The sequence below is a fragment of the Gammaproteobacteria bacterium genome, from assembly GCA_016765075.1.
In the GTDB taxonomy this organism is placed as follows: Bacteria; Pseudomonadota; Gammaproteobacteria.
The window spans coordinates 1-24,796 of sequence record JAESQP010000108.1 but is presented as its reverse complement, the minus strand read 5'-3'; the positions used below and the strand labels follow the sequence as shown (position 1 = coordinate 24,796).

Genomic DNA, 24,796 nt, shown 5'->3' with positions numbered 1-24,796 from the left:
TATTTTGTGCACGGGTTTCAATTGCGGCCTGAAAATAAGGACACTGTCATAGCCACAGTTGATTATGGGGGGTCTATTACGGCGGCTGTTGGCGGACGCAGGGCGGTCGGGGAACATAGGCTGTCGCGTACTTAGAACCCTGCGGGTTCATTAAGTATTTATTTCTTGCAGTCATGTCATAGGCGAGTCGATTTTGTGCAGGGAAGTACAAAATCTATCACAGCGACACAATCGCTGGTTTTATTTTCTTTGATTAATTCAGTCGCTTTAAACGCAGATAAAATGAGAATAAATACATAAATAAAAATAGCGCCAGTAAACACTCTTTGATTTCACCCGCACGTAGATCTAATAAATAGGGCACATTAGTATCGAATAAGGTATATGCCTTTTTATGTAAACTCACCACTACGGCCGCTAAACAGGTAGGTATATTCACATAGGTAGGCCACAACCAAAAAGAAAATTGGTCCGCACTAAACGTTTTCTTGCGTATAAGAAAATAGACAGGCACAAAAATCCCACCCACTACTGCTGCTAAGGTCAATATACTGCGTGGCAATTGATCTAAAAGCGCGCTGGTATTATGTAAATTTGTTTCGCCTTGATCATTAATCTCTTGCCACATTTCTGGTGTGGCCCAACCAATCCAATGCTGCCCCCAGCTTAGCTCTTCGCCTAGATAATAAAAACAACCTAGTGCCAATAAAGCTATCCAAAATTTAAATATCGGAAATTGAAAAGCCCTAAAATACTTATAAGATCTTATGGCTACAACAAGCGCGCACACTAAAAAAATTACTGTGATATTTTCAATAACACCCAATTCACCGAATATTATGGCATCTGTTGCTGGACTAATTATACGCGCCACATAAGGTAGCAATGTAATTGCAATAGGCAGCCACAGCCATAACCACTTTGGCAAATTTGTAGGTTTATTCATAATTGCTCTTTGTTTTACCATCGTCTATTCAACCCATTTTTTAGCTTGGCGGCACTCTTTTCAGTACCCCCTTGAGGGGTAAAAATTCTCAATACCATTGATGTGATTTTTCTTGTCGGCAAACAACATACTTTATGACTAAATACGGTAATGCTTAAACTCCGAGATATCAAGGGCGTTATACCCCAAGAGCCTGCCCCCGCGAAAGCGTGGGGGCATATAGTAACCTCGCCAACAAGCTGAATAAACAAGGCTGTTTTGGTTTCACCTTATCGTGGGTAATAGGCATCAACGTCGCTGTCTTAGCATCAGGTATCATTGCGGCATAAACCAGATAAACAACGACTAAGAAGAGATTACCACGCCCTGCGTAGCAACGAGACACATCCGCCTTTGCGCACGACGGCATGGATGCAGGAGTTGGAGCGCCAGCAGTAGGCGCTTTAGGCGACGCAGGAAGCCAAAGCTCCAAAGTCGGAGTAGATTTGCTCAATCCGATAGCCCTCTAGTCCTGCCCGACATTTGGCCGTATTCACGCCGCTTTTCTTTGTCTCGGCATTTCGCTAGAATAGCCGCCCTTGCCCGTAGTTTTTACCGGCACCTAACTATAAATTACCAATAAAAACAATTACCTAGAGTGGTTGTTTGGCTGGCTTGCATTGCGAGCCAGGGGGGCGAGATGATCACGCAGAGATTTGGGTTGACAAAGAATCTTGCGAAGAAGAGGAATCACGCTGTGTATTGCCGACTAAGTAAAGTTTGTTGTCAATTCAAAAATCAAGTGAGGGCTCGCCATCCTGGCGGGCGATACGAGCCAGGCTCGAGTTATCTATGAGCGATATGAAAGCTATCAATACACTGCGGTTCGGCACAGGGTTGCCGGAAAAGCACGGTCTTTATGACCCACAGCTGGAGAAAGACAGCTGTGGGGTCGGTTTTATTGCCCACATTAAAGGTCAAGCCAGCCATCAGATCGTTAAAGATGCCGACCATATTTTGCAACGCATGGTGCATCGCGGAGGCTGTGGTTGTGAGCCGACCACGGGTGATGGTGCCGGCATCCTCACCAGTTTGCCCGATGCGTTTTTGCGCAAAGTAGCACAAGCGGATTTAGGTATCGAGCTACCACCCGCCGGCCAGTTTGCAGCGGGCAATGTGTTTTTGCCGCAGGATGTTGCCGCCCAGGTAGCCTGTCGTAAAACCATCGAAAAGCTGATTGCTGAGCAGGGACAAAAATTACTCGGCTGGCGTGTGTTGCCGGTCGATACAGAGGGCGCCGATGTTGGCCCCACGGCTCGCCTGTCGCAGCCACATATAGAACAACTCTTCATCGGTGCTACAAAAGGCGTTAGCGGTGATGATTTTGAACGTCAACTTTACATCATCCGTAAACGTGGCACGCATGCGATAAGGGACGACGCTGCTATTAAACAGGCAAGCATGTTTTATGTCTGTTCGTTATCGACCAAGGTGATGATCTACAAAGGCATGCTGACGGCATTACAGGTACGTGATTTTTATCCTGACCTGCGTGATGAAGATTACACAGCGCATCTGGCGATGGTGCATTCGCGTTTTTCTACCAACACCTTCCCCTCATGGGATCGTGCGCAACCCAATCGTTTTATGAGTCATAACGGCGAAATCAATACGCTGCTGGGCAATAAAAACTGGATGGCGGCACGCCAGGGTGTAGTCGCTAGCGACAAGTTTGGTGATGACATCAGCAAACTGTTTCCTATCGCTGAGCCGAATTGTTCTGATTCAGGCACCTTCGATAACGTGCTCGAGTTTATGTTGATGTCAGGTCGTTCGTTGCAAGAGGCGATCATGTTGATGGTGCCGGAAGCCTGGCAGTCTGATAGCAACATGGATGACAGTAAAAAAGATTTTTATCGTTATAACTCAACATTGATGGAACCGTGGGACGGCCCGGCGTCGATCGTATTCACTGATGGCCATTATATTGGTGCCACCCTCGATCGTAATGGCCTACGTCCTAGTCGTTATTATGTCACCCATGATGACCGTGTCATTATGGCATCGGAAGTGGGTGTGTTGGAAATTGATCCGGCCAATGTAAAATTCAAAGGCCGCTTGCAACCGGGCAAGATGTTTTTGATCGATTTTGAAAAAGGCCGACTCATTCCCGACGAAGAGATTAAGGCTGAATTTGCCAGCAAGCGTCCTTATGGCGACTGGTTAAAAAATCAGGAAATCCAGTTGGCCCAGTTGGTTAAGTTATCCCCTAACAAAGAGCCGCACGGTTTTAATGCCAAGACTTTATTGCAACGGATGCAGGCCTTTGGTTATACCAGCGAAACCATGCAGTTCATGTTATTGCCATTAGTCCGTGAGTTACGCGACCCGGTTGGCTCGATGGGTAATGACGCGGCACTGGCCTGTCTGTCTGATCGGCCACGCATGATTTACGACTACTTTAAGCAGTTATTTGCACAGGTAACCAATCCGGCAATTGATTCGATTCGCGAAGAAGTAGTGATGTCGCTGGAATGTTATATCGGCCCAGAGAGTAACCTGCTCGAAACCAGTGAACAACATGCACACCGCTTAAGAGTGCCGCAGCCAATTTTGACTAATGAAGAACTGGCTGCGTTGAAACATATCGATCATCGTGGCTGGCGTGCGCTGACCATTGATATGACGTTTGCAAAGTCTGCCGGTGCGGCAGGTCATGCGGCCTGTATTGAAGACATGTGCCAACAGGCACAACAGGCGATCGAAGACGGTTATTCGCTAATTGTATTGTCCGATCGTAACATCGGCCCCGACCGTGTGCCGGTTAGTACACTGTTAGCGACGGGTGCCGTGCATCATCGCTTGGTGAAAAATCAGCTACGTACACGTATCGGTATTGTCGTCGAAACCGGTGAAGCACGCGAAGTGCATCATCATTGTTTGCTGGTTGGCTTTGGTGTTGATGCGATCAATCCTTATCTTGCCTTTGAAGCCTTGTTTCAGGCGCAGCGCGATGGTTCGCTCGATCCTAAAAAATATGACGATGACACCATCGTTGCTAGCTATCGTAAAGGCGTTGCCAAGGGCATGCTCAAGGTGATGGCAAAGATCGGTATCTCGACCTTGCAGTCTTATAAAGGCGCACAGATTTTCGAAGCAGTCGGTCTCGGCGAAGATGTTATCGCGCGCAGTTTTTGTGGCACGGCTAGTCGTATAAAAGGAGTTAGTCTCGATGTGTTGGCACAAGAGTCATTGCGTCGTCACCAACTGGGTTATCCAAGTCGCGATGTTGTACGCCTGCCAGCGCTACCCAACCCGGGCGATTATCACTGGCGCGCCGGTGGCGAACTGCATATGTGGAATCCACAGACTATCGCCAATCTACAACAGGCCGCACGCAGCAACAGCAAAGAAGATTATAAACAGTTTTCCAGGCATTCTGATGAACACGCAACGCGTGGCGCGACACTGCGTGGGCTATTAAAATTTAAAGCCAATGTTAATGGTGGCCCGATAGGGATCGACGATGTCGAGCCAGTAAAAGAGATTGTCAAACGTTTCGCCACTGGCGCAATGAGCTTTGGCTCTATCTCTGCCGAAAGCCATGAGTCACTCGCTATCGCGATGAACCGTATGGGCGCAAAATCCAATACCGGCGAAGGTGGCGAAGACGAATCACGCTTCACGCCGATGGCCAACGGTGATTCAAAACGTTCGGCGATCAAGCAAGTTGCATCAGGGCGTTTTGGTGTGACTAACTGGTATTTGACCAATGCTGATGAACTACAGATCAAAGTCTCACAGGGCGCCAAGCCAGGTGAAGGCGGCGAATTGCCGGGCGCTAAAGTTGACAACGTCATCGCGCGTATCCGCCATTCGACGCCTGGCGTTGGCTTGATCAGCCCGCCACCGCATCATGATATTTATTCGATAGAAGATCTAGCGCAGCTAATTCACGATCTCAAAAACGCCAACCCCTCTGCACGTATCAGCGTCAAGCTGGTGTCCGAGATTGGTGTCGGCACCGTTGCCGCAGGCGTGACAAAAGCGTTTGCAGATCACATCGTTATTGCCGGCCACGATGGCGGTACCGGTGCATCGCCATTAACTTCAGTGAAACATGCTGGCTTGCCGTGGGAGTTAGGTGTTGCAGAAGCCCATCAGACGCTGGTAATGAACGACCTGCGTTCGCGCGTAGTCGTGCAGACAGATGGTCAGCTCAAAACCGGCCGTGATGTTGCCATCGCAGCACTGCTGGGCGCAGAAGAATATGGTTTTTCAACCGCACCATTGATTACACTGGGTTGCATCATGATGCGCAAGTGTCATCTCAACACCTGTCCGGTTGGTATTGCCACACAGGATCCCGAACTGCGAAAGAAATTTAATGGCAAGCCCGAGCATGTGGTTAACTACTTGTTTATGGTTGCAGAAGAATTGCGCGAGATCATGGCACAGCTGGGCTTTCGTACGATCAACGACATGATCGGTCGCGTCGATGTGCTTGCTACAGATGTTGCTGTCGATCACTGGAAAGTAAAAGGCATTGATCTGAGTGGCTTATTGACACCAGCACAAAAACCACACGCTGATGTCTGTGTCTATAACAATAAAAAACAAGATCATGGTCTCGACAAAGCGCTGGATAACGAACTGATTAAACTGGCACAGCCGGCGATTGAAAGCGGCGACAAGGTAAAAATAGATTTACCTGTCATTAATACCAACCGCGTAGTCGGCACTATGCTATCGCATGAACTGGCGAAAGCGCATCAGGGTAAACCGTTACCTGATAATACCGTGCAGATTAAATTGCAGGGTTCGGCCGGCCAGAGTCTGGCCGCCTGGTTATACCAGGGTGTCACCATCGAGCTCGAAGGCGATGCCAATGATTATGTCGGCAAAGGTCTGTCGGGGGGGCGTGTCATTGTCTACCCAGATAGTAATAGTAGTTTCGTCGCCGCAGAAAACATCATCGTCGGTAATGTTTGTCTCTATGGTGCAACCGCCGGTGAAGCCTATTTTCGTGGCATCGCGGCAGAACGTTTTTGTGTGCGCAATAGTGGCGCCAGCGCCGTCGTCGAAGGTGTCGGTGACCATGGCTGTGAATACATGACCGGTGGTCGCGTTGTTGTATTGGGCGCAACCGGTCGTAACTTCGCCGCAGGTATGAGCGGTGGTGTGGCTTATATTTGGGATAAAGATAAAAAATTCGCCCAGCAATGCAACCCCGGTATGGTCGAACTGGAAACGATGCAGGCAGATGAAGATATTGCTGAATTAAAACAGTTAATCGAAAACCATAGGCAGTACACAGCTTCGGTAGTGGCGCATAATATCCTGGATAACTGGGCGCAATCACTTACACAGTTCGTCAAAGTGATGCCGACGGATTACAAACGTGTGCTAGAAGAGATGAAAAAACAGGACGCTGCTTAGGTTAGTTATCCTAAGAGCAGCTAATACACCAACAGAATTTAAGAATAAAATAACATGGGCAAAGTAACCGGGTTTAAAGAATTCGAACGTCAGACAGAACCGTATCGCAAAGTGACTCTGCGACTGGCGGATTACGGCGAAATATTTAGCGGTAACCATGACGAACAGCAGCTACAGACACAGGGCGCGCGTTGCATGGACTGTGGTGTGCCGTTCTGTCAGTCAGACAATGGTTGCCCGATCAACAATCTTATCCCTGAATGGAACCATCTGGTCTATGAAAACAGATGGCGCGAAGCGCTGGATCGATTACACGAGACCAATAACTTTCCTGAATTTACCGGTCGTGTCTGTCCGGCGCCGTGTGAAGGTTCCTGTGTGCTAGGTATCACTGACCCTGCGGTGACGATCAAAAATATAGAACACGCCATTATTGATTATGGTTTTGAACAGGGTTGGGTGAAAGCCCAGGTTCCACAAAATCGTAGCGGTAAAAAAGTAGCTATTGTCGGTTCCGGCCCTGCGGGTTTGGCAGCAGCGGCGCAACTGAACAAAGCCGGTCACAGCGTCACGGTGTATGAGCGAGACGATCGCATCGGCGGTTTGTTAATGTACGGTATCCCCAACATGAAACTGGGCAAAGACATCGTCCAACGCCGTGTCGATCTGCTACATGAAGAAGGTATCGAGTTTGTCACTAATGCAGATGTCGGCGGTGATACCGACAATGCCGTCAGCGTTGGCGATCTGCAAAAAGAAAACGATGCCGTGTTACTGGCAACCGGTGCCACCCATGCGCGTGATCTAGATGTGCCAGGGCGTGAACTAAAAGGCATCTACCCAGCGATGGAGTTTTTAAGCAAGAACACCAAAAGCCTGCTCGACTCCGACCTTAAAGACGGTGCGTACATCTCAGCTAAAGATAAAAACGTTATCGTTATCGGTGGCGGCGATACCGGTACAGATTGTATCGGCACATCACTGCGCCATGGCTGCAAGTCATTGATCAATTTTGAGCTGCTACCGCAGCCGCCCGAGCAACGCGCCGAAGACAACCCCTGGCCGCTGTGGCCAGTGATCTACCGTGTCGATTATGGCCACGCAGAAAGCGCAGAAAAATTTGGCCATGATCCACGCCAATATCAAGTTCTCAGCAAAGAATTTATCGATGATGGTAAAGGTAATGTTGCGGGTATAAAAACCGTGCAGGTCGAATGGAGCAAAGCCGATGACGGCCGCTGGTCGATGACAGAAGTGGCGGGCTCTGAAAAAACCTGGGAGGCGGATTTAGTCATGTTGTCGATGGGGTTTCTTGGCCCTGAGCATGCTGTTTCAGATAAATTGGCTATCGAATATGATGCCCGTTCCAACTACAAAGCCGAATATGGAAAATATCTCACTAGCACGCCGGGCATCTATGCCGCTGGCGATTGTCGTCGTGGCCAGTCACTGGTAGTCTGGGGCATCAATGAAGGTCGTGAAGCGGCACGTGAGATTGATCGCGCGCTGATGGGTAGCTCACAGTTACCGTAATAATAGAAGCGCCCTGACACCAGGCTTTTTTGTTGAATTTTTCGTCTGTCTTTTGGTCTACCTTTTTCAGTAAGGAATATTTCATCATGAAAAAACGTCTCGTTTTGCTGTTTACTTTGTTATTTGTCAGTCAAATGGCTATGGCAGAGGGCTTTGACGACATCACACTTAAAACCACCAAAGTCAGTGACAATATTTATATGTTACAAGGCGTGGGTGGGTTTGCTGGCGGTAATATTGCGGTATCGGCAGGAGCAGACGGTATTTTGATTGTTGACGATCAATTTGCTGCGATGCACGATAAAATTAAAGCCGCTTTAGCAGACATTAACCCAGGCAAGCTACGCTTTGTGTTGAATACCCATTGGCATGGCGATCACACTGGTGGTAATGCGATATTTAGCAAGCAAGCAACGGTGATTGCGCATGACAATGTGCGTAAGCGTTTGCAGGCATCACAAGAAAATGATTTTGGCCAATCCCCTGCGCAGCCAAAAGAGGCTTGGCCACTGATTACTTTTGATGAGTCCTTGACCATCCATATGAATGGTGAAGCGATAGACTTTATTCACTTTCCCAATGGTCACACTGACGGTGATGGCGTAGTGTTTTTCACGCAGTCTAATGTTATTCATGTCGGCGATCATTTTTTTGTTGATGCCTTTCCTTTTGTTGACATCAGCTCAGGTGGAAATGTGTTGAGTTACACCAACAATGTAAAAAAGCTGATTGAGCAGATGCCTGAAGACGTGAAAATTATTCCTGGTCACGGCAGTTTGGCGACACTGGATGATTACAAACGTTTTTACGATATGCTGGTGAGTACAACGGATTACGTAAAAACCAGGATCGACGCCGACATGTCGCTGGCACAAATTCAAGCCGAGGGCTTGCCCGAAAAATGGGACAGTTGGGGTGATGGGTTTATTAAAGCCAAGAACTGGATTTCATTTATCTATCAAGCGCTAGCCAAGGGTAAATAGGAGAAGTCCAGTAAGTTTTTGTGCAGTTCCGACGAGACTCCTGGAGGAAGGATTATGAGTAAATGGGTTTTATTGTTCGCAGCGTTGATGGTTTGTAATATTTCTATAGCGGCGAAGTGTAAGGTGGGTGATGAATGGTATTCATATAGCCATCCAAAATGTTCTGGTGATACAAAAGTAGCAGTAAGTACCCGTAAATCACTAGATGGGTCTCTTCAATCATTTAAATCTAAAACCGAATTTCAAGAAGATTCTCGAGTGTTGTGTAAAAAACAGTGGACCAAGCGAGGTAAGCTGGATTCTAGAATGTATCAATACTGCATTCGCCAGCAAAAGGAAGCGTATAGTGATTTAGTTAGTTTAGATAGGTACGCTGATCAACAATTTTATTCGAGTATTTCTTTTCCCCATTGTACTAAAAAGTGGACGAAACAAAGTGTGTCAGATGCTAGGATGTTGGCATATTGTTTAAACCAAGAAGTAGAGGGTGAGAAGGATATTGCTTACATCCGAAAGAAGTATGGTTCGAAACAAGTTGACGGTATCGTTATAGAAGCCCTGAGAAAATTTGGTTCGATGAATATGGCAGCTTATAAAGTAAAACAATATTTTGAGTAACTAATTGATTAATTATGTCATTTTTTCAGTAATAGAGAAGCACGCTGAAAAATTTTAAAGCTAACAAAGCTAAGTGATATGCTTTGGAATCTAAAGCACAAAAACAGCACATACAAAAACAGCACATACAAAAATAGGGTCAGATATCAAAAAAAAATAGGGTCAGGTCTTTCGATATCACATCATTCAATTTAACAATCCTGCTGATGGCCGTGTAATGATTGCCAAAGTAATCGCTTTATAGGCGAGGTTTGGCTAGTTAAGACAAAGGGTAAGCTGTCATTCCGTTTTAAACATCTTTAAAGCCTATCCGCCTAACTAATGATTGGCACAGCGATTGATAGTTAGCACTCGGGGCAATCACTTTATAACCTGTCAACTCGTATGTTGGATTGGCATCATCTCTATGCCAGCGTGCCTCGGCTTCGAATTCGACGCCGTGTAAATTCTTGACAAATTCTTGACAGTTTTCCGGTAACACGAAAGTTAAAGTGCTGCGTTCTTGCAAAGGATGTTTAGCCGGACTGGCTATCATTAGCCCTGTTGTTGAAATATCGGCGAGCCGGCCAATTTCTTCGCCGGTTTCTACTTTTAATACAGCAATATTATAAATTAAATGGCGGCGCTTCATGTCGCGGTGATCATCATCGACAAGGGCGGCGGTAATATTATTGGTAGACATATAGCAATCTCCTGGCATTAGAGGCGACTGGCAGCAACAGCAGCGCCGAGTAGTCCGCAATGCTCATTGGTTACAATATGCACGGGGAAGCGTGACATTAACCGTGACATTTTTCCTTTATGGTGAAAGGCATCGCTAAACGCCGCAGTTTGTAATAACTCACTGTTCTTGGCGGCAACCCCGCCGGTTAAATAAACGCCGCCGTAGGCCAAATTAGTCAGCGCTAAATTGCCTGCGACAGAGCCATAAATTGATGCAAAGAGTTGCATGGTTTTATTTGCTGCGGCATCGGTCGACGTAGCAATGGTTGCTGCGTTGCTATCGCGCGCCAATGATGTTTGGCCATCGGCTGTATCGCAAACAAACTGAAAAATATGGTTAATGCCTGGCCCCGATAAAACAGTTTCGATGGAGCAAGAGCCAAATTGATGAATATAATGCTGGCTCAATGCCGCAGTATCATCATTAAATGGTGCAAAGCCACTGTGCCCGGCTTCTGATGAAATAACATGATACTGCTTATTGATCGAAACCAATTGCGCAACGCCCAGGCCGGTGCCGGCACCCAATACGACACAATGACCGCCACGCCGCGCCGTACCTTGCTGCAAGGTAATAAGATCATCGTCGCTAAGGGCAGTAACGCCATACGCCATGGCGGCAAAGTCATTGATCAAGCTGACTTTGGACACACCCATTTTTTTTGCTAAGACGCGGCTATCAAGCGACCAAGGCAGGTTCGTCGCTGTTGCCGTTGAGTGGCCGTTGCTGTGATCCACTGGCCCGGCGACGCCTAAACACAATGCTTCGATATTGCGGGTACTAATCTCAGCCATAAAATCTACGGCCAAATCATCAAAGCTTGCGTAATCGGTGCTGACAAAACGGCGCGCATAGAGCGTGTTAAAGCCGTGCCTCGTCGTCTCAAACAGGCTGAGTAAGGTTTTTGTTCCACCAATGTCGCCAGCAATTAAAAGCATTAGTCGTTTGATTGCCTGATATATTTGGCGGCATTGGCATCGACAAGCCAGGTCATTTCGGCGCGAGGTTGAATACGTTGTACAGGCAGCAGTACAGCGTTATCACCTCGGCTATTATTTGGTTTATCGCCCAATACCGATTGCACAATGTCAGCCTTACCTTCGCCGCTGGCGAAAATAATAATATGACTGGCATTATTAATCACTGGATAGGTCAGGCTAATGCGCCAACTGTCGAATTTCTCGATGTAGACAGCGGTGGCTAGCCGATTGTACTCATCTAATGCTGAGGTGTCAGGGAATAAGGAAGCAATGTGGCCATCAGGGCCGATACCGAGCAAAACCAAATCAAATATCGGTAATTCATAAACACAAGGTATGTGATGGGTAAGCGTTTCGGCGTATTGCTGTGCGGCCATGTCGTGGTCATCGAGTTCAGCCACAATGCGATGAATGTTGGCTTGAGGTATGGGCACATGTGATAGCAGGGAGTCTGATGCCATCTTGAAATTGCTGTCGTTGTGATCTGGCGTGACACAGCGTTCATCACCAAAATAAACGTGAAACTGTTGCCAGTTGATGCCCTCTTTATAGGGCGACAGAGCCAAGAGCGAGTACAACATACGTGGCGTGCTGCCACCAGCCAGGGCAATGTGGAATTCACCTTGATCGGTAATGGCATCATCGGCGAGATCCATGACACGATTGGCCGCTGCTTCGCATAAGGTGCTGGCATTGGCATAGATTTCTAACCCAGTGTGATGCATGGTTAATTCCCTGTGTTGTTTTAATATTACCACTTGTCTAAGTTTGGCGGGGTGTTGAGCCATAATTCCACTGTTAGGTAAGCGCCTGCTAACAGCAGGATAATTCGCCCTGCTATTTACGCATCTTATATGCCAAAATAACGGCTATAGAAAGCCAATGCACCCTTTACAACGTACTGTAACGAGGAATTTATGGGAACCACTGTCATCATTGCTGGCCTGTTATTTATTGTCGGGCTTACCGTGGGCGGCATTGCCGGCCGCTGGCGAGGCCAACACGATAATAAATCGCAGGAATTAGAAAAAGAAGTCGATGAGCTACGCACGGATATGAAGCAATATCGTGATGAAGTCGGTGAGCATTTCAATAAGACGGGCGAGTTGTTTAACACCATGGCCCAGGATTATCGCGAAATTTACCAACATCTCGCTACCGGTGCGCAAAAGCTGTCCACGACCACGGATAAAACCGATATTTTTCAGCTCAATGATTTTAACGACACCCTCAAATTGAAAAAAGCACCCTCCTGTGCTAAGCACGGAGCCCGCCCCGTGCTTGACACGGGGGCGGGTTCCGCAAAGGCGTGGGAGCAGGCAGAAGACACTACGGATGCGCCTGCGTCACAAGCGCCGAGTGATTATGCGAAACCCGAGCCTATGGCTCAAGCAGCGCAGCGGCCTAAAAGTACAGAATAAAGTGATTGCTAGCGATGGCCCGCGTTAATTGGTTGCGATGCGATCCAGCGTTAAGAAGTGATAGTTATAACTATTTTTTTCATCGGCAGCGTGCTCCTGCCAGTCAGTTTCTGTCCATTCGCTGCGATTAATTTCGGGGAAATAGACTAAGGACGCTGGTGCATTGCTTGCCACAGAGGTATCTATTTGCGTTAGATAGAGCCGATTAGCCAGTGATAACATGGCCTCATAGAGCTGGGCACCACCGATCACCATTAGCTCGTCAGCGCCCAGCTCATCATCAGCGTGGGCCAAGGCCTCTTCTATTGAGCATACTGTGGTGCACCCTTTGGCAGAAAAATTGGCCTGACGAGTGAGGATAATATTCTCGCGGCCGGGTAATGGCTTGCCAATCGACTCATAAGTCTTGCGTCCCATCAAAACCGGCTTGCCCATAGTGACTGCTTTAAAGTGTTTCAGGTCGGCTGGCAAATGCCAGGGCAGGGCATTATTGACACCAATCACCCGATTGTTATCCATGGCGGCTATGAGTGAGAGTTTCATGAATTGTGATTATGCCTAATGTGTTTAGGGTGCCTTATAATGAGATGTTAGCATTTTAGGGTTATATATAGTATTAACGAGCAGTTCACACATTCAGGGTTGGTGATAGGCTTGATTTACTAATTTATGAGGCGTTTAGTATAGATAAACGTCGATAAACTACATTCAAACTATCGATTAGCACAAATCATCTCCTATCGTGTAAGCTTGCTTCCAAGTTTCGAAGTACAACCACAGCAGGAGTAGATTGACTATGGCAAAGAAATTCGATGCAGGTGTTAAAGAGTACCGTGATACGTACTGGACTCCGGATTATGTGCCACTTGATACGGATTTGTTGGCATGTTTTAAGGTAACAGCACAAGAAGGCGTGCCTCAGAACGAAGCGGCGGCAGCGGTGGCGGCTGAATCGTCTACTGGTACCTGGAGCGTTGTATGGTCCGAGTTGCTGACTGATATGGAGTTCTATAAAGGTCGCGCCTATCGCATCGAAGATGTGCCGGGTGATAGCAGCTGTTTCTATGCCTTTATCGCCTATCCTATCGATCTGTTTGAAGAAGGCTCGGTGGTTAACGTATTAACCTCATTGGTTGGTAACGTGTTTGGCTTTAAAGCACTTAAAGCCTTGCGTCTTGAAGATATTCGCTTCCCCATCGCCTTTGTTAAAACCTGTCTTGGGCCGCCCAGTGGTATTCAGGTTGAGCGTGATAAGTTAAACAAATACGGTCGTCCGATGTTGGGTGCGACGATCAAACCTAAGCTAGGTTTGTCAGCGAAAAACTACGGTCGTGCGGTTTATGAGTGTTTGCGCGGCGGTTTGGATCTAACCAAAGATGACGAAAACATTAACTCTCAGCCTTTCATGCGCTGGCGTAACCGTTTCGAGTTTGTTTCTGAGGCAGTACAAAAAGCACAGGCTGAAACAGGCGAAATCAAAGGCCATTATCTCAACGTAACGGCTAACACACCTGAAGAAATGTATGAGCGTGCTGAGTTCGCTAAAGAATTGGGCCAACCGATTATCATGCATGACTTTTTGACCGGTGGCTTTACCGCCAACTCGGGTTTGGCCAAGTGGTGTCGTGATAACGGCATGTTATTGCATATTCATCGCGCTATGCATGCTGTTATCGATCGTAACCCGCATCATGGTATTCACTTTCGTGTGCTTGCCAAGTGTTTGCGTTTGTCAGGCGGTGATCATCTGCATACCGGTACAGTTGTCGGCAAGCTTGAAGGTGATCGTGCATCAACATTGGGTTTTGTTGATCTGTTGCGTGAATCATTTATTCCTGAAGACCGCAAGCGCGGCATCTTCTTTGATCAGGATTGGGGCTCAATGCCGGGTGTGTTTGCTGTTGCTTCGGGTGGTATTCACGTATGGCACATGCCAGCGCTGGTTGAAATCTTCGGTGATGATTCTGTTCTACAGTTCGGTGGCGGTACGCAGGGTCACCCTTGGGGCAATGCTGCGGGTGCTGCGGCAAACCGTGTTGCTTTGGAAGCTTGTGTTAAAGCACGTAACGAAGGTCGTGAGCTGGAGCGTGAATCACGCGATATTCTGGAAGGTGCGGCAAGACATAGTCCGGAACTAGCCGTTGCTATGGAAACCTGGAAAGAGATCGTCTTTGAATTCGAAACCGTAGACAAGCTCGATGCCGGTTAATTGCTATAGATTCGTAAACATATTCAGGAGACAGCAATGAAAGCAAATGCAGAAATGGGTGATTATCGTACGACGCATACCTTGGAAACTTTTTCGTTTCTACCGCCGTTTACGCAAGAAGAGACTTATGCCCAAATCAATTACATGTTGAGCCAGGGGTTTACGCCATCGATTGAGCATGAAGATCCAGCCCAGGCAAGTAGTGTTTACTGGCCAATGTGGAAACTTCCGTTCTTTGGTGAAACCGATTTGGCCAATGTGGTCAATGAGTTAGAAGCTTGCCATCGTGCCTACCCAGACCATCACGTACGCTTGATTGGTTATGACACCTACACGCAAAGTCAGGGTGTTTGCTTTGTCGTATACCGCGGCAAAACTGCCTGGTAAGGAAGGTGTGGTGGTGCTTTGGCACCACTACCATCGCGGTTTTCTCGATAACGCATGGGATAAACAAATATGGCCATTAAAGACTTGTCAGGACGTAGCGCTGCAAGAGCGCGACGCGACGCCCAGGTTCACGGCAAAGTAGCATTGCCTGCCAAAGCCAATGCAACAATAGGCGCAACAACCAGTGCGGCGGGTTCATCTGTGGCGGCTGTATCGGTCGCACCGACTCGTAACGCAAGTAGCAGTGCAACATCTGGTAGTTGTCGTGAAGCATCGCTTGCGCGGCGCCGTCAGATGTCGTCAAAGGGCAAAGCAGGCGTTGTAACACCAGATCGCCAACGTTCCGCAAGCAGCAGTGTGGTAAGCGCACCTGCAGCTAAAGGCTGTGGTTGTGGTTGCAATGGTGAAGGCAGATGCAAAGAGGCAGAGGCCAAATCTGTGACAACAACCGTGCCGGCAGTGGTTAAATCTTCTATGTCTACACACATAAAGAAAGTGAATGTCGTGTCGCCCAGCAGTAGTGGCCGTGTGAATTCACGTTTACGCCGTCAAGCACTGGCCACCCATGGCAAAAAAGGCATTGATATTATGAGTAACGGAGTGAGTTCGGCGCAAATGGCGCGGGCACAAAACCCTGATATTTCAAGCCGCGATTTAGCGCGTAGTGTGCGGGCTCAACGTAGCGTCAATGGCGGTGGTGCTAGCAGTAAGCCAAAGTCAACGCCAGTCCGTGGTAACCGCCCAGCGCGCGCAAACAGTGAAGAAGTCACTGGAACACAGGTTGCGCACAGCACAAAAACAACCGGCGATGAAGTTGGTTTATGCCGGCCTATTACGGGTACTGATTATTTGTCTGGTGACGTGTTTTCAAGCTATTGTCAAACTGACTCCAGCCTTAAAGTGCCATCAAAAGTATTAACGAGTGCTCTGGCGCGTGGTGGCAATATCACCACTGCTAGTGCAGTGGGACGTAGCAGCGCGGTAACCGGCGATGAGCGTGGTAGCTGTAAGAATGTGACGGGTACCGAGTATCTCGGTTTAGAGTCGTTTGATCAATTTTGCGGTGCTAAGCCCGATGCCGGCCCAGCAAAGGTCAGTTTTTCGAAAACCAGCCGTGGCAAAATCGTATCCGGGTCAAAACCTGCGCGTTCAGAGCAGGTGACTGGTGATGAAGCTGGGACGTGTAAAGCGATAACCGGTACGCCTTATGCTGGTTCTGAGCAGTATGAAAAATATTGTGAGCCTAATCAAGCGCAGGCGGCGCAGGCACGTAACGAGTTGCGTCGTGGTAATGCCGGCCGTGATATTACCGGTATTCAGCCCGGGCTAAGTAATTTAACCGGTGCTCAAAAAGGTGTTTGTAAGCCGTTAACAGGTACTTCGTATGTGGGCGCTAAAGAGCATCAACAAGTATGTGGTGCAGTGCCAGCGCAAATGGGTGAGGCAGACTTCCCCAAGCCCCTCGCCGGCGCTCCCTGGGGTGATTTTAGTGTTGTTCCGCCTAATCATGCGAGCCAAAGTACGGCTGAGCATAATGCGGTAACGGGTTCACGTTATGAGCAGGGTCGTATCAGTGGTACTTTCTCGCTTGGCGAAGGCATGCTTACGGGTACCGAAGAAGCACGTTTTGGCGATCGCAGTAATACTACAGGCGGCATGAATGCGCCGATAGAAATCTCTAAATCAGGTCGTGGTGTCACTGGTGAAGGTATCGATACCAACCAAAATATTACCGGTGATGACTGGGACCGTGGTGATCGCGTAACGGGAACAGAGGGTCGCTCTGCAGCAAAGAGAAACCCAACACGTCGTGGCCCAATTAATGCCATGCCGTCAGTAGATAATAAGCGCAACGTCGATATTGCGCCTGCTGATATTAATGTTACCGGTGGTAGCGGCAATACGGATAAAGGCGCGCATATAACGGTATCTGGCGGCGCTCGAGGCTAATTGTAGGCTGGTCAGGCACAGTTTCTGGGCGCAATTTGTAACGTAGCGCACTAACTATTGATTTTTGGAGAACGGATTAACGTCATGTTCGGCAGCAGAACAAAAAGCAGAAGCACGTTGCAGCGAGCAGTACCGCTGAAGCGAACCCTGTCGCCTCGGCGACAGGGTTCGCCTGCTTATGCTGGTGCGCAGCCCTCGCTCTCCCCTGCAAAGCTATTTGCTAGCGACCGCGCCGTTTCAAATAAAACAGGGCATCCGTTTACACGCAGTGACGAGAATGCTCATCTTTATAGTTACGAGCAAAAAATCAAAGGCGCTTTTTCAGGCATAGAAGTCGTGTTGCAAGAAATATCTTCAGTGCAGCACGATTCAGGCTTTATTGGTCGCGCACAGCAAATTGCGCGAAGCAAATTAGGCTTTGAGCTGCCGGAACATTTGTTAGCAGATAGTTGGGTCAAGCCGTTGGATATTGGCTCTTTGTATTGCTGGTGTGTGTTCGAGACGTTTCGCCATATGTCAGATGATTTTTTTACTAACAGCCCGTTAAGCGCGCCAGATGATGACGAATTTCAAGCGTTCCTTGAGCAATGTGGTTTCCACTTGATGGACGTATCACCGTGTGCAGATGGGCGCCTGGCTCATGTTATTCGTTATGTGCTGCGTTTGCCGCATAAAGTTGTAAGGCGCAAGTCATACGCTGGCGCCATGTTTGACGTGGACGATAGCCTGCAAAAGTGGGTAAAAACAGAAATGTTGCGTTATCGTGAAGGCAAGCCAAACGCAGCCGATGCGCCAACGCGTTATCTGAAAGTAGCAGCTTATCATTTTAGTTCATCGCACCCAGATACTGAAGGTTGTGCAGCGCATGGTAGTGACGTGCAGCGCGCGGCTAAGGCTGCGATGAGTCGATTGGAAGATTTTCGCCAAGGCGTAGAAAACAGTTTTTGCTGTGGCGCATCGATTGATTTATTGCTGCTTGGTATTGATACCGACAACGATGTGTTGCGTTTGCACTTACCAGATGCAAACGGTGATATCGATGCCAAGCGCTATATTGATGCAGCAGAGTTATACGATGCCACATACAGTCAATCTGCCAGCAATGCAGAGACGTGTATCACACGTTATCTGGAAAGCCACAGCGCAGAGCATGGCGCTTCACTGCCTGATGAAGGTATGAAAAAGTTGGCCGTATATTTGCTCTGTAAAAACATATCGCAAATTGATTATGTGCGCCAATACCACCAGGGTTGTTACAGCGACATTGGGCATCAAGAATGCTTTATTGGTATGGGTATTGGTTTTGAAGAAATACGACTACGCAACCTAACTTATTTTGCCTACCTCAGCACGGTTGAGGAAGGCGCGCAAGATATGGACGTGGGTATAAAAATATTCACTAAATTAAATGCCAATCGAGGCTTGCCAATTCCAGTGGTTATTCGTAATGATTACCACAGTAAAGTGCCTGCCGCCAGAGAGCGTGCAAAAGCACGATGTCAGCAACTTGATACAGCATTGCGTGATCGCTACCGCGATTATGCTGACAAGGGTTTGTTGCATACGCTTTTAATGGTTCGTGATTGTTCGTCAGATGGCAGAGCGGAGATGGTTGGTTGTTCTTTGCTACCTGCTAATCAGGGGGCACACTGATGAAAATTTGTAAAGTTGAAAAGCCTTTGGTCGCGACTAATCGTATTGCAACGATGGAGCATAAACATCTGCAGGTTGTTTTGGATGGGTCAACGCGTTTGGTGGCAGTCGATGCGGTAGGTTGTATCCCGGGTGATTGGGTTATCTGTGTCGGTAGTTCGGCAGCACGCGAAGCAGCAGGGAGTAAAGAATATCCGAGCGACCTTACTATCGTTGGCATCATTGACTATTGGGACGATGACAAGATGGAGCAGGAAACGTAATGGACATTATGCAAGTGGTTGAGCCATTAGTCTGCACGCGCCGAGTAGAGGGTCTATGGAAAAGCAGCTTACGTGTATTACGTGATAGCAGTGGTAAGTTTCAAGTGGCTGTAGATAGTTGCAGTAGCAGACCGGGAAACTGGGTATACGTAGTGAGCGGTTCAGCGGCGCGTTATGCGACCGGAGACTTTGCCATACTCACAGATTTAACGGTTGGTGGCATTATCGATTTTTGGGACGAAGAAAGCGGGTAGGCAGGGTGATTCTTTAAGGGTCTATAAGTTAGTAAATATTACATTAATGAGTAACGAAGACGGAGATATAACGATGAGTGAAAGTAACTACGGAATCGCATTGGGCATGATAGAAACTCGTGGTCTGGTTCCAGCGATTGAAGCCGCTGATGCCATGACTAAAGCTGCAGAAGTACGTTTAATTGGCCGTGAGTTTGTTGGCGGCGGTTATGTCACCGTATTAGTACGTGGCGAAACTGGCGCAGTCAACGCAGCAGTTCGTGCTGGCGCTGATGCTTGTGAAAGAGTGGGTGACGGCCTTGTTGCTGCCCATATTATCGCGCGCCCACATAACGAGGTGGAGTCGGTTTTGGAGATGACTGGCAATACAGCCAGGTCTTAAATTTAACAAATTAATTTATCAACAGGAGATATACCCATGGCAACTGAAAACTATGGTATTGCGTTAGGCATGATAGAAACTCGTGGTCTGGTTCCAGCGATTGAAGCCGCTGATGCGATGACTAAAGCCGCAGAAGTACGTTTAATTGGCCGTGAGTTTGTTGGTGGTGGTTACGTCACTATATTGGTACGTGGTGAAACTGGTGCCGTTAATGCAGCGGTGCGTGCTGGTGCTGATGCTTGTGAAAGAGTCGGTGATGGTCTTGTTGCTGCGCATATTATCGCGCGTCCACACAAAGAAGTGGAACCAGTGCTTGGCGGCAGTGCGGCGTAATACGACAATGAGACGCGGTATGGCCTGGGAAGCGATTACATTTGGTGCCCCAGCCATGCCGGACTCTAAATCGTTGACGATCAACATATCACGACTATGAGCAATCCACTGCTGAATAATCCACTGGCGAATAAGCCGCTGGTGAATAACCCAAAGGCGGTTTTAGGTTTTCTTGGCCGCGCATTGAGTTTTGAACTCTCTGCCGTGCAGCAATATATCGCTTTAGCCAAGTTAATGGAGCTGCGTGGTATGACGTCAGCTGGTGATAAGTTTCGCCAAGAGGCGGGTGAAGAAATGCAGCATGTGGAAAGGATAATTGGCCGCATGTTGGCTTTGGGCGGCGCACCGAATGCGAGTAGTTTGCGAGCCACCCACCTAGATGGTTCACTGCCAGAGCTAATGCAGCAATGTAAGCGATTTGAGTTAGAGATCGTGGGGTTTTATACGCAGGCGGTTCGCCACTGTGCCACGAGTCAGGATGACGACAATCGTATCTTCTTTGCAGAGCTACTTAAAGAAGAGCAGGCACATGCAGATAGTTTTGATAGTTGGTGGCAACAGACGGTTGGCAGTTAGCTAGCGACGAGTATGTCAGTAATTAGTGAAAAATGGATCGAGCGTAAGCGGCCTGTACGTTTAGAACGACGTATCGAATTCAGTCATTACGATCAAACTCGTGACTTTCTAGATCAGGCAGCAGAGATTTCTGAGGCTGAAGATTTTTATCCGGACCTGAGTTTTAGTCGAACCCATGTTTCTATGGCATTACATATAGAAGATGGAGAGACAGAACTTGGTGAAAAGCTATTACGTTATGCACAGCTGATAGACGTTATTGTGCCTGCTATGCAGGACAGTGCAGGAGAGAATTAACAATGACTACTGTGAAGAAAGCAGTTACCAACACCAAGAAAACGAAAGCTCGGTCTACTGCGAAAGCAAAAGCACCAACAACTGTAAAAGCGTCTAACACTAAATTAGTGTCAAGACATGCCGTGCTTGGTTTTTCCTCGCGTCGGGTATGGCCAGACTAGAATATTTTCTTCAATGATAGATTCGGTCGGAATTTTTATACCGAGTGTATTAATCGCACATTCTACGTAGCAATCAACGCGCAAAATTTATCACGTAGTTTAACAGTAGGCTGAGGAACGCAATGTCAAGTTTAAGCAATTTGCTATTGCCTGCAGTGCTCTTTTTTGTGCTTGGCGTGGTCGCGCGTCTGGTCAAGTCAGATCTGCGTTTCCCGCCAGATCTTGCCAAAGTATTGTCGATTTACCTGTTAATGGCGATCGGTCTGCATGGTGGCTATGCGTTGGCTAAGGCAGATTTATTCATTGCGTTAAACTCGGTGATGTGGGCGCTCATCATGGGGTTCACACTTCCTGTTATTGGTTATCTTATTCTCCTAGCTACCAAGCGAGTGAGCTTGCTTGATGCCGCAGCGATTTCGGCTCATTACGGTTCGGTGAGTGCAGGGACCTTTCTTACCGCAATTGCTTATTTGGATAATGCCGGCGTCAAGTATGAAAACTACCCATTAATTATGTTGGCAATTATGGAAACGCCAGCAATTATTGTTGGTCTTTTGTTGGCAGCGAAAGCGCGGCAAACAATAGCTGCACGTAAATTGAAGGCGGGGGAGTCCGCCGACGTTACGAACATCACAGATACTGATGGCGAAGAAAGTAGTTTCGGTGATTTACTACGTGATGCGCTGACTAATGGTAGTGTCATTATATTGATTGGCTCAATGGTTATCGGTGCCATTGCAATACCATCAGGCATGGATAAGTTGTCGCCCTTTATTGATGATATATTTATGGGTGTGCTGTGTTTATTCTTATTTGAAATGGGGCATGTTGCAGGTCGTCGACTAGGTGACTTACGTCAAGTAGGGCTTCTATTAGCGTTATTCGGTATTTTTATGCCGGTGCTCGGTGGTGTTCTAGGCGTCTATATTGGTACACACATGCTAGGTTTCAGTATTGGGGGAGCGACATTGGTTGCGGTGCTTGCTGCTAGTGCATCTTACATCGCTGTGCCTCCCGCTATGCGTTTGGCTATTCCTGAAGCCAATCCGTCGTATTATTTAACGTTATCGTTGGGGATTACATTTCCATTCAATGTGATTGTTGGTATTCCTTTATTTCATAAGCTCGCGCAAGTCATTGCAAGCTAGCGCGAAGATAACTATATAAGGTAACTAATGAATAGACTGTATCCTGAAAAATTGCTCAATATTATTACCACTGATGCACTAGAAGAAAAGCTGATCGCTTCGTTTAAAAAATATGGTGCTAGCGGTTACACTATATTAAGCGCGCAGGGTGAAGGTTCGTCGGGTTTGAGTTCTGGTATGACAGGTTTTGATGCGAATATTTTGATCAAAGTGATTATGCCGCCAGATCGTTTAGACGCTATGCTAGATAGCTTGCAAAGAAAAATAAAAAAAGGCCATCATCTTACTGTATTCATAATCGATGTTAGTGTGCTTTCTCCTGAGAAATTTGATAAAAGGATGCGTTAAGCTGTTACATATTTAGCCAGCTTATATAAGAACTATTATTATGGCAGACAACGATAATCTACGGTTAAAAGGAGGTCTGCCAGACTACCTTATTCGTCATACGACATTCCGGCAAATGCAGATTTTTGAAGCAATTGTTCGTCTGGGTAGTTTTACCCGTGCGGCTGAAGAGCTATTTTTAACGCAGCCAACGGTGTCATCGCAAATTAAGAAATTGACCAATGTTATAGGCGCGCCCTTGCTTGATCAATCGCGTCGTTTGATTAAACCCACCGATGCTGGTAATGATTTATATCAAGCAATCAGGAAAATATTTGATTGCTTGTCTGACTTGGATACGCGTCTGGCAGGGCTTAAAGGTTTGCAGCGAGGCCGGTTACGTTTAGCGGTTGTCACTACAGCGAAATATTTTACGCCGGAGATTCTGGGCGAATTTTGTCGCGAATACCCTGATATCGACGTGACATTAACAGTACCTAATCGCGATGAAATGATAGACCGAATTCAAAACAACGAGGATGACCTGTATATCCTCGGCCGATTGCCGAACAAGTTATTGCGGCATATCGAATCACATCATTTCGCACCAAACCCATTGATCGTCATGGCGCCTAAAGATCACCCCTTATGTGAAGAGTCGAACATATCTATAGAGCGGTTGGCGCAAGAGCGATTTATTTTTCGTGAAGTGGGTTCGGGTATGCGTGATGCAGCAACGAAAGTCTTTTCTGAGCACGGGATTGTGCCAAATGTGCGTATGGAGCTGGGTAGTAACGAAGCGATTAAGCATGCGGTAATCGGTGGTTTAGGCCTGACGATTTCCTCGTTGCATACTTTAACGCTTGAAGGCGCTAGCGGCCCAATCGCCATGCTTGACGTGCAAGGATTTCCGATTCAACACAAATGGTACATCGTTCACCCAAAGAACAAAGAACCGTCATTGATAGCAAAGACATTTTTAGAGTTTGCGATGGCTAGCGAGCCTGTTATCAGCGAGCGCATGCAATCATTATTAAATGACCTGTCAGCATGTGCGAAGCCGACTCGAGAGAAGCGCAAAGCGTAACAATATGATTAGTTTACGTACTTATGTTTTTATAGATTCATTGCAACCGCAATTAGCGGTTTATATGGGGACTGTTTCTCAGGGCTTTTTACCGATACCGGGTGATTCCTGCCTATGGATGGAAGTTGAGCCAGGCATGTCAGTGCATCAATTGACAGATGTTGCCTTAAAAGCCACACGCGTACATTTAGGTTCACAGGTTGTTGAGCGAGCATTTGGTTCGATGGTATTCCATCATCGTGATCAGAGTGATGTCATCGAAGCTGGTCGAGCGGTATTAGCACGTTTAGATACCGACGAGCATAAACGGCAAAAATGCCGCATCGCCTGGAAAGAAATTGTGCGCTCTGTTACACCAGATCATGCTGTATTGATTAACCGGCAAGATCGTCGAGGCTCGATGATCTTGCCTGGCCAGAGCATGTTTATTCTTGAGACTGAACCAGCAGGATATATAGTATATGCTGCCAACGAAGCAGAAAAGGCAGCAAATATAACGTTGATTGACGCACGAGCAGTAGGGGCGTTTGGGCGATTGACCCTGTCAGGGAAAGAAGCCGATATTGACGCCGCCGCACAAGCAGCGATTAGCGCAATAGAGAATTTATCTGGAATTTAATACTGCAAGGTAAGACAACATAAAAAATATTAGTTAATTATGTAGGTAACGATAATGACTGAAACACCACAAAATGGTTTAAAAGGGTTAAAACATTGGCGTTATGATTTGCTGGCAGGTATGCAGGTCGCGTTGGTCTCATTGCCACTTTCCTTGGGTATTGCTATTGCATCTGGTGCGCCACCTGTCACAGGCTTGGTTTCGGCAATTATCGCGGGTTTGATTTTTCCATTTCTTGGTGGTGCTTATGTCACTATCAGCGGCCCTGCCGCAGGTCTTGCACCTGCCTTGCTGTCCGGCATGTTGGTGTTGGGTGGTGGTGACTTAGCCGTTGGTTATCCCTTACTTCTGGTTGCAATCTGCTTAACGGGGTTGGTGCAAATTGTACTCGCCTTTATGAATGCGGGCCGCTTTGCGATTTTTCTACCGGTGACGGTAGTAGAAGCAATGCTGGCCGCCATCGGGCTGATTATTATTATTAAACAGATACCGGCGTTAATAGGGGCAGATGTGCCGGCGGCGAAGAG

25 protein-coding genes are annotated in these 24,796 nt (G+C 47.5%); 20 read left to right on the top strand and 5 right to left on the bottom strand.

Annotation, left to right across the window (positions count from 1 at the left end; translation table 11 throughout):
* Positions 1 to 253: 253 nt before the first annotated feature.
* Complete coding sequence (locus tag JKY90_06445) at positions 254 to 967, bottom strand: hypothetical protein (protein ID MBL4851903.1); 714 nt, start codon at positions 965 to 967, stop codon at positions 254 to 256.
* 819 nt (positions 968 to 1,786) lie between these two features.
* On the opposite strand from JKY90_06445, the gene gltB reads away from it, so the two are divergent.
* The 4 genes from gltB (at position 1,787) to JKY90_06425 (ending at position 9,498) form a co-directional block, all read left to right on the top strand.
* Positions 1,787 to 6,364, top strand: a complete 4,578-nt coding sequence (gene gltB / locus JKY90_06440; protein ID MBL4851902.1) for a glutamate synthase large subunit — start codon at positions 1,787 to 1,789, stop codon at positions 6,362 to 6,364.
* Positions 6,365 to 6,418: 54 nt separating this feature from the next.
* Positions 6,419 to 7,897, top strand: a complete 1,479-nt coding sequence (locus JKY90_06435; GenBank protein ID MBL4851901.1) for a glutamate synthase subunit beta — start codon at positions 6,419 to 6,421, stop codon at positions 7,895 to 7,897.
* A gap of 86 nt (positions 7,898 to 7,983) precedes the next feature.
* Positions 7,984 to 8,880, top strand: coding sequence for an MBL fold metallo-hydrolase (locus JKY90_06430; GenBank protein ID MBL4851900.1), 897 nt, complete (start codon positions 7,984 to 7,986; stop codon positions 8,878 to 8,880).
* A gap of 54 nt (positions 8,881 to 8,934) precedes the next feature.
* Positions 8,935 to 9,498 carry a hypothetical protein gene (locus JKY90_06425; protein MBL4851899.1) on the top strand — a complete coding sequence of 188 codons (564 nt, stop codon included), beginning with the start codon at positions 8,935 to 8,937 and terminating at the stop codon, positions 9,496 to 9,498.
* 289 nt (positions 9,499 to 9,787) lie between these two features.
* Here JKY90_06425 and JKY90_06420 read toward each other — a convergent pair whose 3' ends face one another.
* The 3 genes from JKY90_06420 to pgl are packed head-to-tail and all read right to left on the bottom strand — an operon-like array spanning position 9,788 to position 11,990.
* Positions 9,788 to 10,180, bottom strand: a complete 393-nt coding sequence (locus JKY90_06420; GenBank protein MBL4851898.1) for a PilZ domain-containing protein — start codon at positions 10,178 to 10,180, stop codon at positions 9,788 to 9,790.
* A gap of 17 nt (positions 10,181 to 10,197) precedes the next feature.
* Positions 10,198 to 11,160: a glucokinase gene (gene glk / locus JKY90_06415; GenBank protein MBL4851897.1), complete on the bottom strand. Its 963-nt coding sequence runs from the start codon at positions 11,158 to 11,160 to the stop codon at positions 10,198 to 10,200.
* Positions 11,160 to 11,990 carry a 6-phosphogluconolactonase gene (gene pgl, locus JKY90_06410; protein MBL4851896.1) on the bottom strand — a complete coding sequence of 277 codons (831 nt, stop codon included), beginning with the start codon at positions 11,988 to 11,990 and terminating at the stop codon, positions 11,160 to 11,162. Before pgl ends, glk begins: the two co-directional genes overlap by 1 nt.
* Positions 11,991 to 12,119: 129 nt before the next feature.
* Here pgl and JKY90_06405 point away from each other — a divergent pair, with 129 nt between their 5' ends.
* Entirely contained in the window at positions 12,120 to 12,623 is a 504-nt protein-coding gene (locus JKY90_06405) for a YhcB family protein (protein ID MBL4851895.1), read from the top strand.
* Between the two features lie 24 nt (positions 12,624 to 12,647).
* Here the strand turns inward: JKY90_06405 and folA are convergent, their stop codons facing one another.
* The gene (folA, locus tag JKY90_06400) at positions 12,648 to 13,166 is read right to left on the bottom strand and encodes a type 3 dihydrofolate reductase (protein ID MBL4851894.1); all 519 of its coding nucleotides are present in this window, start codon (positions 13,164 to 13,166) and stop codon (positions 12,648 to 12,650) included.
* A 253-nt stretch (positions 13,167 to 13,419) separates the two neighbouring features.
* On the opposite strand from folA, the gene JKY90_06395 reads away from it, so the two are divergent.
* The 15 genes from JKY90_06395 to JKY90_06325 all read left to right on the top strand — a co-directional run.
* Positions 13,420 to 14,832 carry a form I ribulose bisphosphate carboxylase large subunit gene (locus JKY90_06395; GenBank protein MBL4851893.1) on the top strand — a complete coding sequence of 471 codons (1,413 nt, stop codon included), beginning with the start codon at positions 13,420 to 13,422 and terminating at the stop codon, positions 14,830 to 14,832.
* Between the two features lie 36 nt (positions 14,833 to 14,868).
* Entirely contained in the window at positions 14,869 to 15,219 is a 351-nt protein-coding gene (locus tag JKY90_06390) for a ribulose bisphosphate carboxylase small subunit (protein MBL4851892.1), read from the top strand.
* A gap of 294 nt (positions 15,220 to 15,513) precedes the next feature.
* Positions 15,514 to 17,169, top strand: coding sequence for a carboxysome shell protein (locus JKY90_06385; protein ID MBL4851891.1), 1,656 nt, complete (start codon positions 15,514 to 15,516; stop codon positions 17,167 to 17,169).
* An 84-nt stretch (positions 17,170 to 17,253) separates the two neighbouring features.
* Entirely contained in the window at positions 17,254 to 18,822 is a 1,569-nt protein-coding gene (locus JKY90_06380; protein MBL4851890.1) for a carboxysome shell carbonic anhydrase, read from the top strand.
* Positions 18,822 to 19,085 carry a carboxysome peptide A gene (locus tag JKY90_06375; protein ID MBL4851889.1) on the top strand — a complete coding sequence of 88 codons (264 nt, stop codon included), beginning with the start codon at positions 18,822 to 18,824 and terminating at the stop codon, positions 19,083 to 19,085. The genes JKY90_06380 and JKY90_06375 overlap by 1 nt, the downstream gene beginning before the upstream one ends.
* Entirely contained in the window at positions 19,085 to 19,339 is a 255-nt protein-coding gene (locus JKY90_06370) for a carboxysome peptide B (protein MBL4851888.1), read from the top strand. Before JKY90_06375 ends, JKY90_06370 begins: the two co-directional genes overlap by 1 nt.
* A 73-nt stretch (positions 19,340 to 19,412) precedes the next feature.
* A complete protein-coding gene (locus JKY90_06365; GenBank protein ID MBL4851887.1) occupies positions 19,413 to 19,721 on the top strand; it encodes a BMC domain-containing protein in 309 nt (102 codons plus the stop codon).
* Positions 19,722 to 19,757: 36 nt separating this feature from the next.
* Positions 19,758 to 20,054, top strand: coding sequence for a BMC domain-containing protein (locus JKY90_06360; GenBank protein MBL4851886.1), 297 nt, complete (start codon positions 19,758 to 19,760; stop codon positions 20,052 to 20,054).
* A gap of 96 nt (positions 20,055 to 20,150) precedes the next feature.
* Positions 20,151 to 20,630 (top strand): bacterioferritin, encoded by a 480-nt coding sequence (locus tag JKY90_06355; protein ID MBL4851885.1) that lies wholly within the window; start codon positions 20,151 to 20,153, stop codon positions 20,628 to 20,630.
* A 12-nt stretch (positions 20,631 to 20,642) separates the two neighbouring features.
* Complete coding sequence (locus JKY90_06350; GenBank protein MBL4851884.1) at positions 20,643 to 20,927, top strand: 4a-hydroxytetrahydrobiopterin dehydratase; 285 nt, start codon at positions 20,643 to 20,645, stop codon at positions 20,925 to 20,927.
* 283 nt (positions 20,928 to 21,210) lie between these two features.
* Positions 21,211 to 22,236 (top strand): sodium-dependent bicarbonate transport family permease, encoded by a 1,026-nt coding sequence (locus JKY90_06345; GenBank protein ID MBL4851883.1) that lies wholly within the window; start codon positions 21,211 to 21,213, stop codon positions 22,234 to 22,236.
* Between the two features lie 27 nt (positions 22,237 to 22,263).
* Positions 22,264 to 22,584 carry a transcriptional regulator gene (locus JKY90_06340; protein MBL4851882.1) on the top strand — a complete coding sequence of 107 codons (321 nt, stop codon included), beginning with the start codon at positions 22,264 to 22,266 and terminating at the stop codon, positions 22,582 to 22,584.
* Positions 22,585 to 22,624: 40 nt separating this feature from the next.
* Positions 22,625 to 23,650 (top strand): LysR family transcriptional regulator, encoded by a 1,026-nt coding sequence (locus tag JKY90_06335; protein ID MBL4851881.1) that lies wholly within the window; start codon positions 22,625 to 22,627, stop codon positions 23,648 to 23,650.
* 4 nt (positions 23,651 to 23,654) lie between these two features.
* Positions 23,655 to 24,269 carry a BMC domain-containing protein gene (locus JKY90_06330; protein MBL4851880.1) on the top strand — a complete coding sequence of 205 codons (615 nt, stop codon included), beginning with the start codon at positions 23,655 to 23,657 and terminating at the stop codon, positions 24,267 to 24,269.
* A gap of 54 nt (positions 24,270 to 24,323) precedes the next feature.
* Positions 24,324 to 24,796, top strand: a 473-nt coding sequence (locus JKY90_06325; protein ID MBL4851879.1) for a SulP family inorganic anion transporter, incomplete at its 3' end; no start/stop codon positions are given.

Bases quoted from the DNA above. Each gene is read 5' to 3' on its own strand.
- JKY90_06405 (MBL4851895.1), top strand. From the start codon at position 12,120: ATGGGAACCACTGTCATCATTGCTGGCCTGTTATTTATTGTCGGGCTT.
- JKY90_06420 (MBL4851898.1), bottom strand. From the start codon at position 10,180: ATGTCTACCAATAATATTACCGCCGCCCTTGTCGATGATGATCACCGC.
- JKY90_06365 (MBL4851887.1), top strand. From the start codon at position 19,413: ATGAGTGAAAGTAACTACGGAATCGCATTGGGCATGATAGAAACTCGT.
- glk (MBL4851897.1), bottom strand. From the start codon at position 11,160: ATGCTTTTAATTGCTGGCGACATTGGTGGAACAAAAACCTTACTCAGC.
- JKY90_06435 (MBL4851901.1), top strand. From the start codon at position 6,419: ATGGGCAAAGTAACCGGGTTTAAAGAATTCGAACGTCAGACAGAACCG.
- pgl (MBL4851896.1), bottom strand. From the start codon at position 11,990: ATGGCTCAACACCCCGCCAAACTTAGACAAGTGGTAATATTAAAACAA.
- JKY90_06370 (MBL4851888.1), top strand. From the start codon at position 19,085: ATGGACATTATGCAAGTGGTTGAGCCATTAGTCTGCACGCGCCGAGTA.
- JKY90_06360 (MBL4851886.1), top strand. From the start codon at position 19,758: ATGGCAACTGAAAACTATGGTATTGCGTTAGGCATGATAGAAACTCGT.
- JKY90_06380 (MBL4851890.1), top strand. From the start codon at position 17,254: ATGTTCGGCAGCAGAACAAAAAGCAGAAGCACGTTGCAGCGAGCAGTA.
- folA (MBL4851894.1), bottom strand. From the start codon at position 13,166: ATGAAACTCTCACTCATAGCCGCCATGGATAACAATCGGGTGATTGGT.
- JKY90_06350 (MBL4851884.1), top strand. From the start codon at position 20,643: ATGTCAGTAATTAGTGAAAAATGGATCGAGCGTAAGCGGCCTGTACGT.
- gltB (MBL4851902.1), top strand. From the start codon at position 1,787: ATGAAAGCTATCAATACACTGCGGTTCGGCACAGGGTTGCCGGAAAAG.
- JKY90_06355 (MBL4851885.1), top strand. From the start codon at position 20,151: ATGAGCAATCCACTGCTGAATAATCCACTGGCGAATAAGCCGCTGGTG.
- JKY90_06390 (MBL4851892.1), top strand. From the start codon at position 14,869: ATGAAAGCAAATGCAGAAATGGGTGATTATCGTACGACGCATACCTTG.
- JKY90_06425 (MBL4851899.1), top strand. From the start codon at position 8,935: ATGAGTAAATGGGTTTTATTGTTCGCAGCGTTGATGGTTTGTAATATT.
- JKY90_06395 (MBL4851893.1), top strand. From the start codon at position 13,420: ATGGCAAAGAAATTCGATGCAGGTGTTAAAGAGTACCGTGATACGTAC.
- JKY90_06345 (MBL4851883.1), top strand. From the start codon at position 21,211: ATGTCAAGTTTAAGCAATTTGCTATTGCCTGCAGTGCTCTTTTTTGTG.
- JKY90_06335 (MBL4851881.1), top strand. From the start codon at position 22,625: ATGGCAGACAACGATAATCTACGGTTAAAAGGAGGTCTGCCAGACTAC.
- JKY90_06340 (MBL4851882.1), top strand. From the start codon at position 22,264: ATGAATAGACTGTATCCTGAAAAATTGCTCAATATTATTACCACTGAT.
- JKY90_06375 (MBL4851889.1), top strand. From the start codon at position 18,822: ATGAAAATTTGTAAAGTTGAAAAGCCTTTGGTCGCGACTAATCGTATT.
- JKY90_06445 (MBL4851903.1), bottom strand. From the start codon at position 967: ATGGTAAAACAAAGAGCAATTATGAATAAACCTACAAATTTGCCAAAG.
- JKY90_06385 (MBL4851891.1), top strand. From the start codon at position 15,514: ATGTCGTCAAAGGGCAAAGCAGGCGTTGTAACACCAGATCGCCAACGT.
- JKY90_06430 (MBL4851900.1), top strand. From the start codon at position 7,984: ATGAAAAAACGTCTCGTTTTGCTGTTTACTTTGTTATTTGTCAGTCAA.
- JKY90_06330 (MBL4851880.1), top strand. From the start codon at position 23,655: ATGATTAGTTTACGTACTTATGTTTTTATAGATTCATTGCAACCGCAA.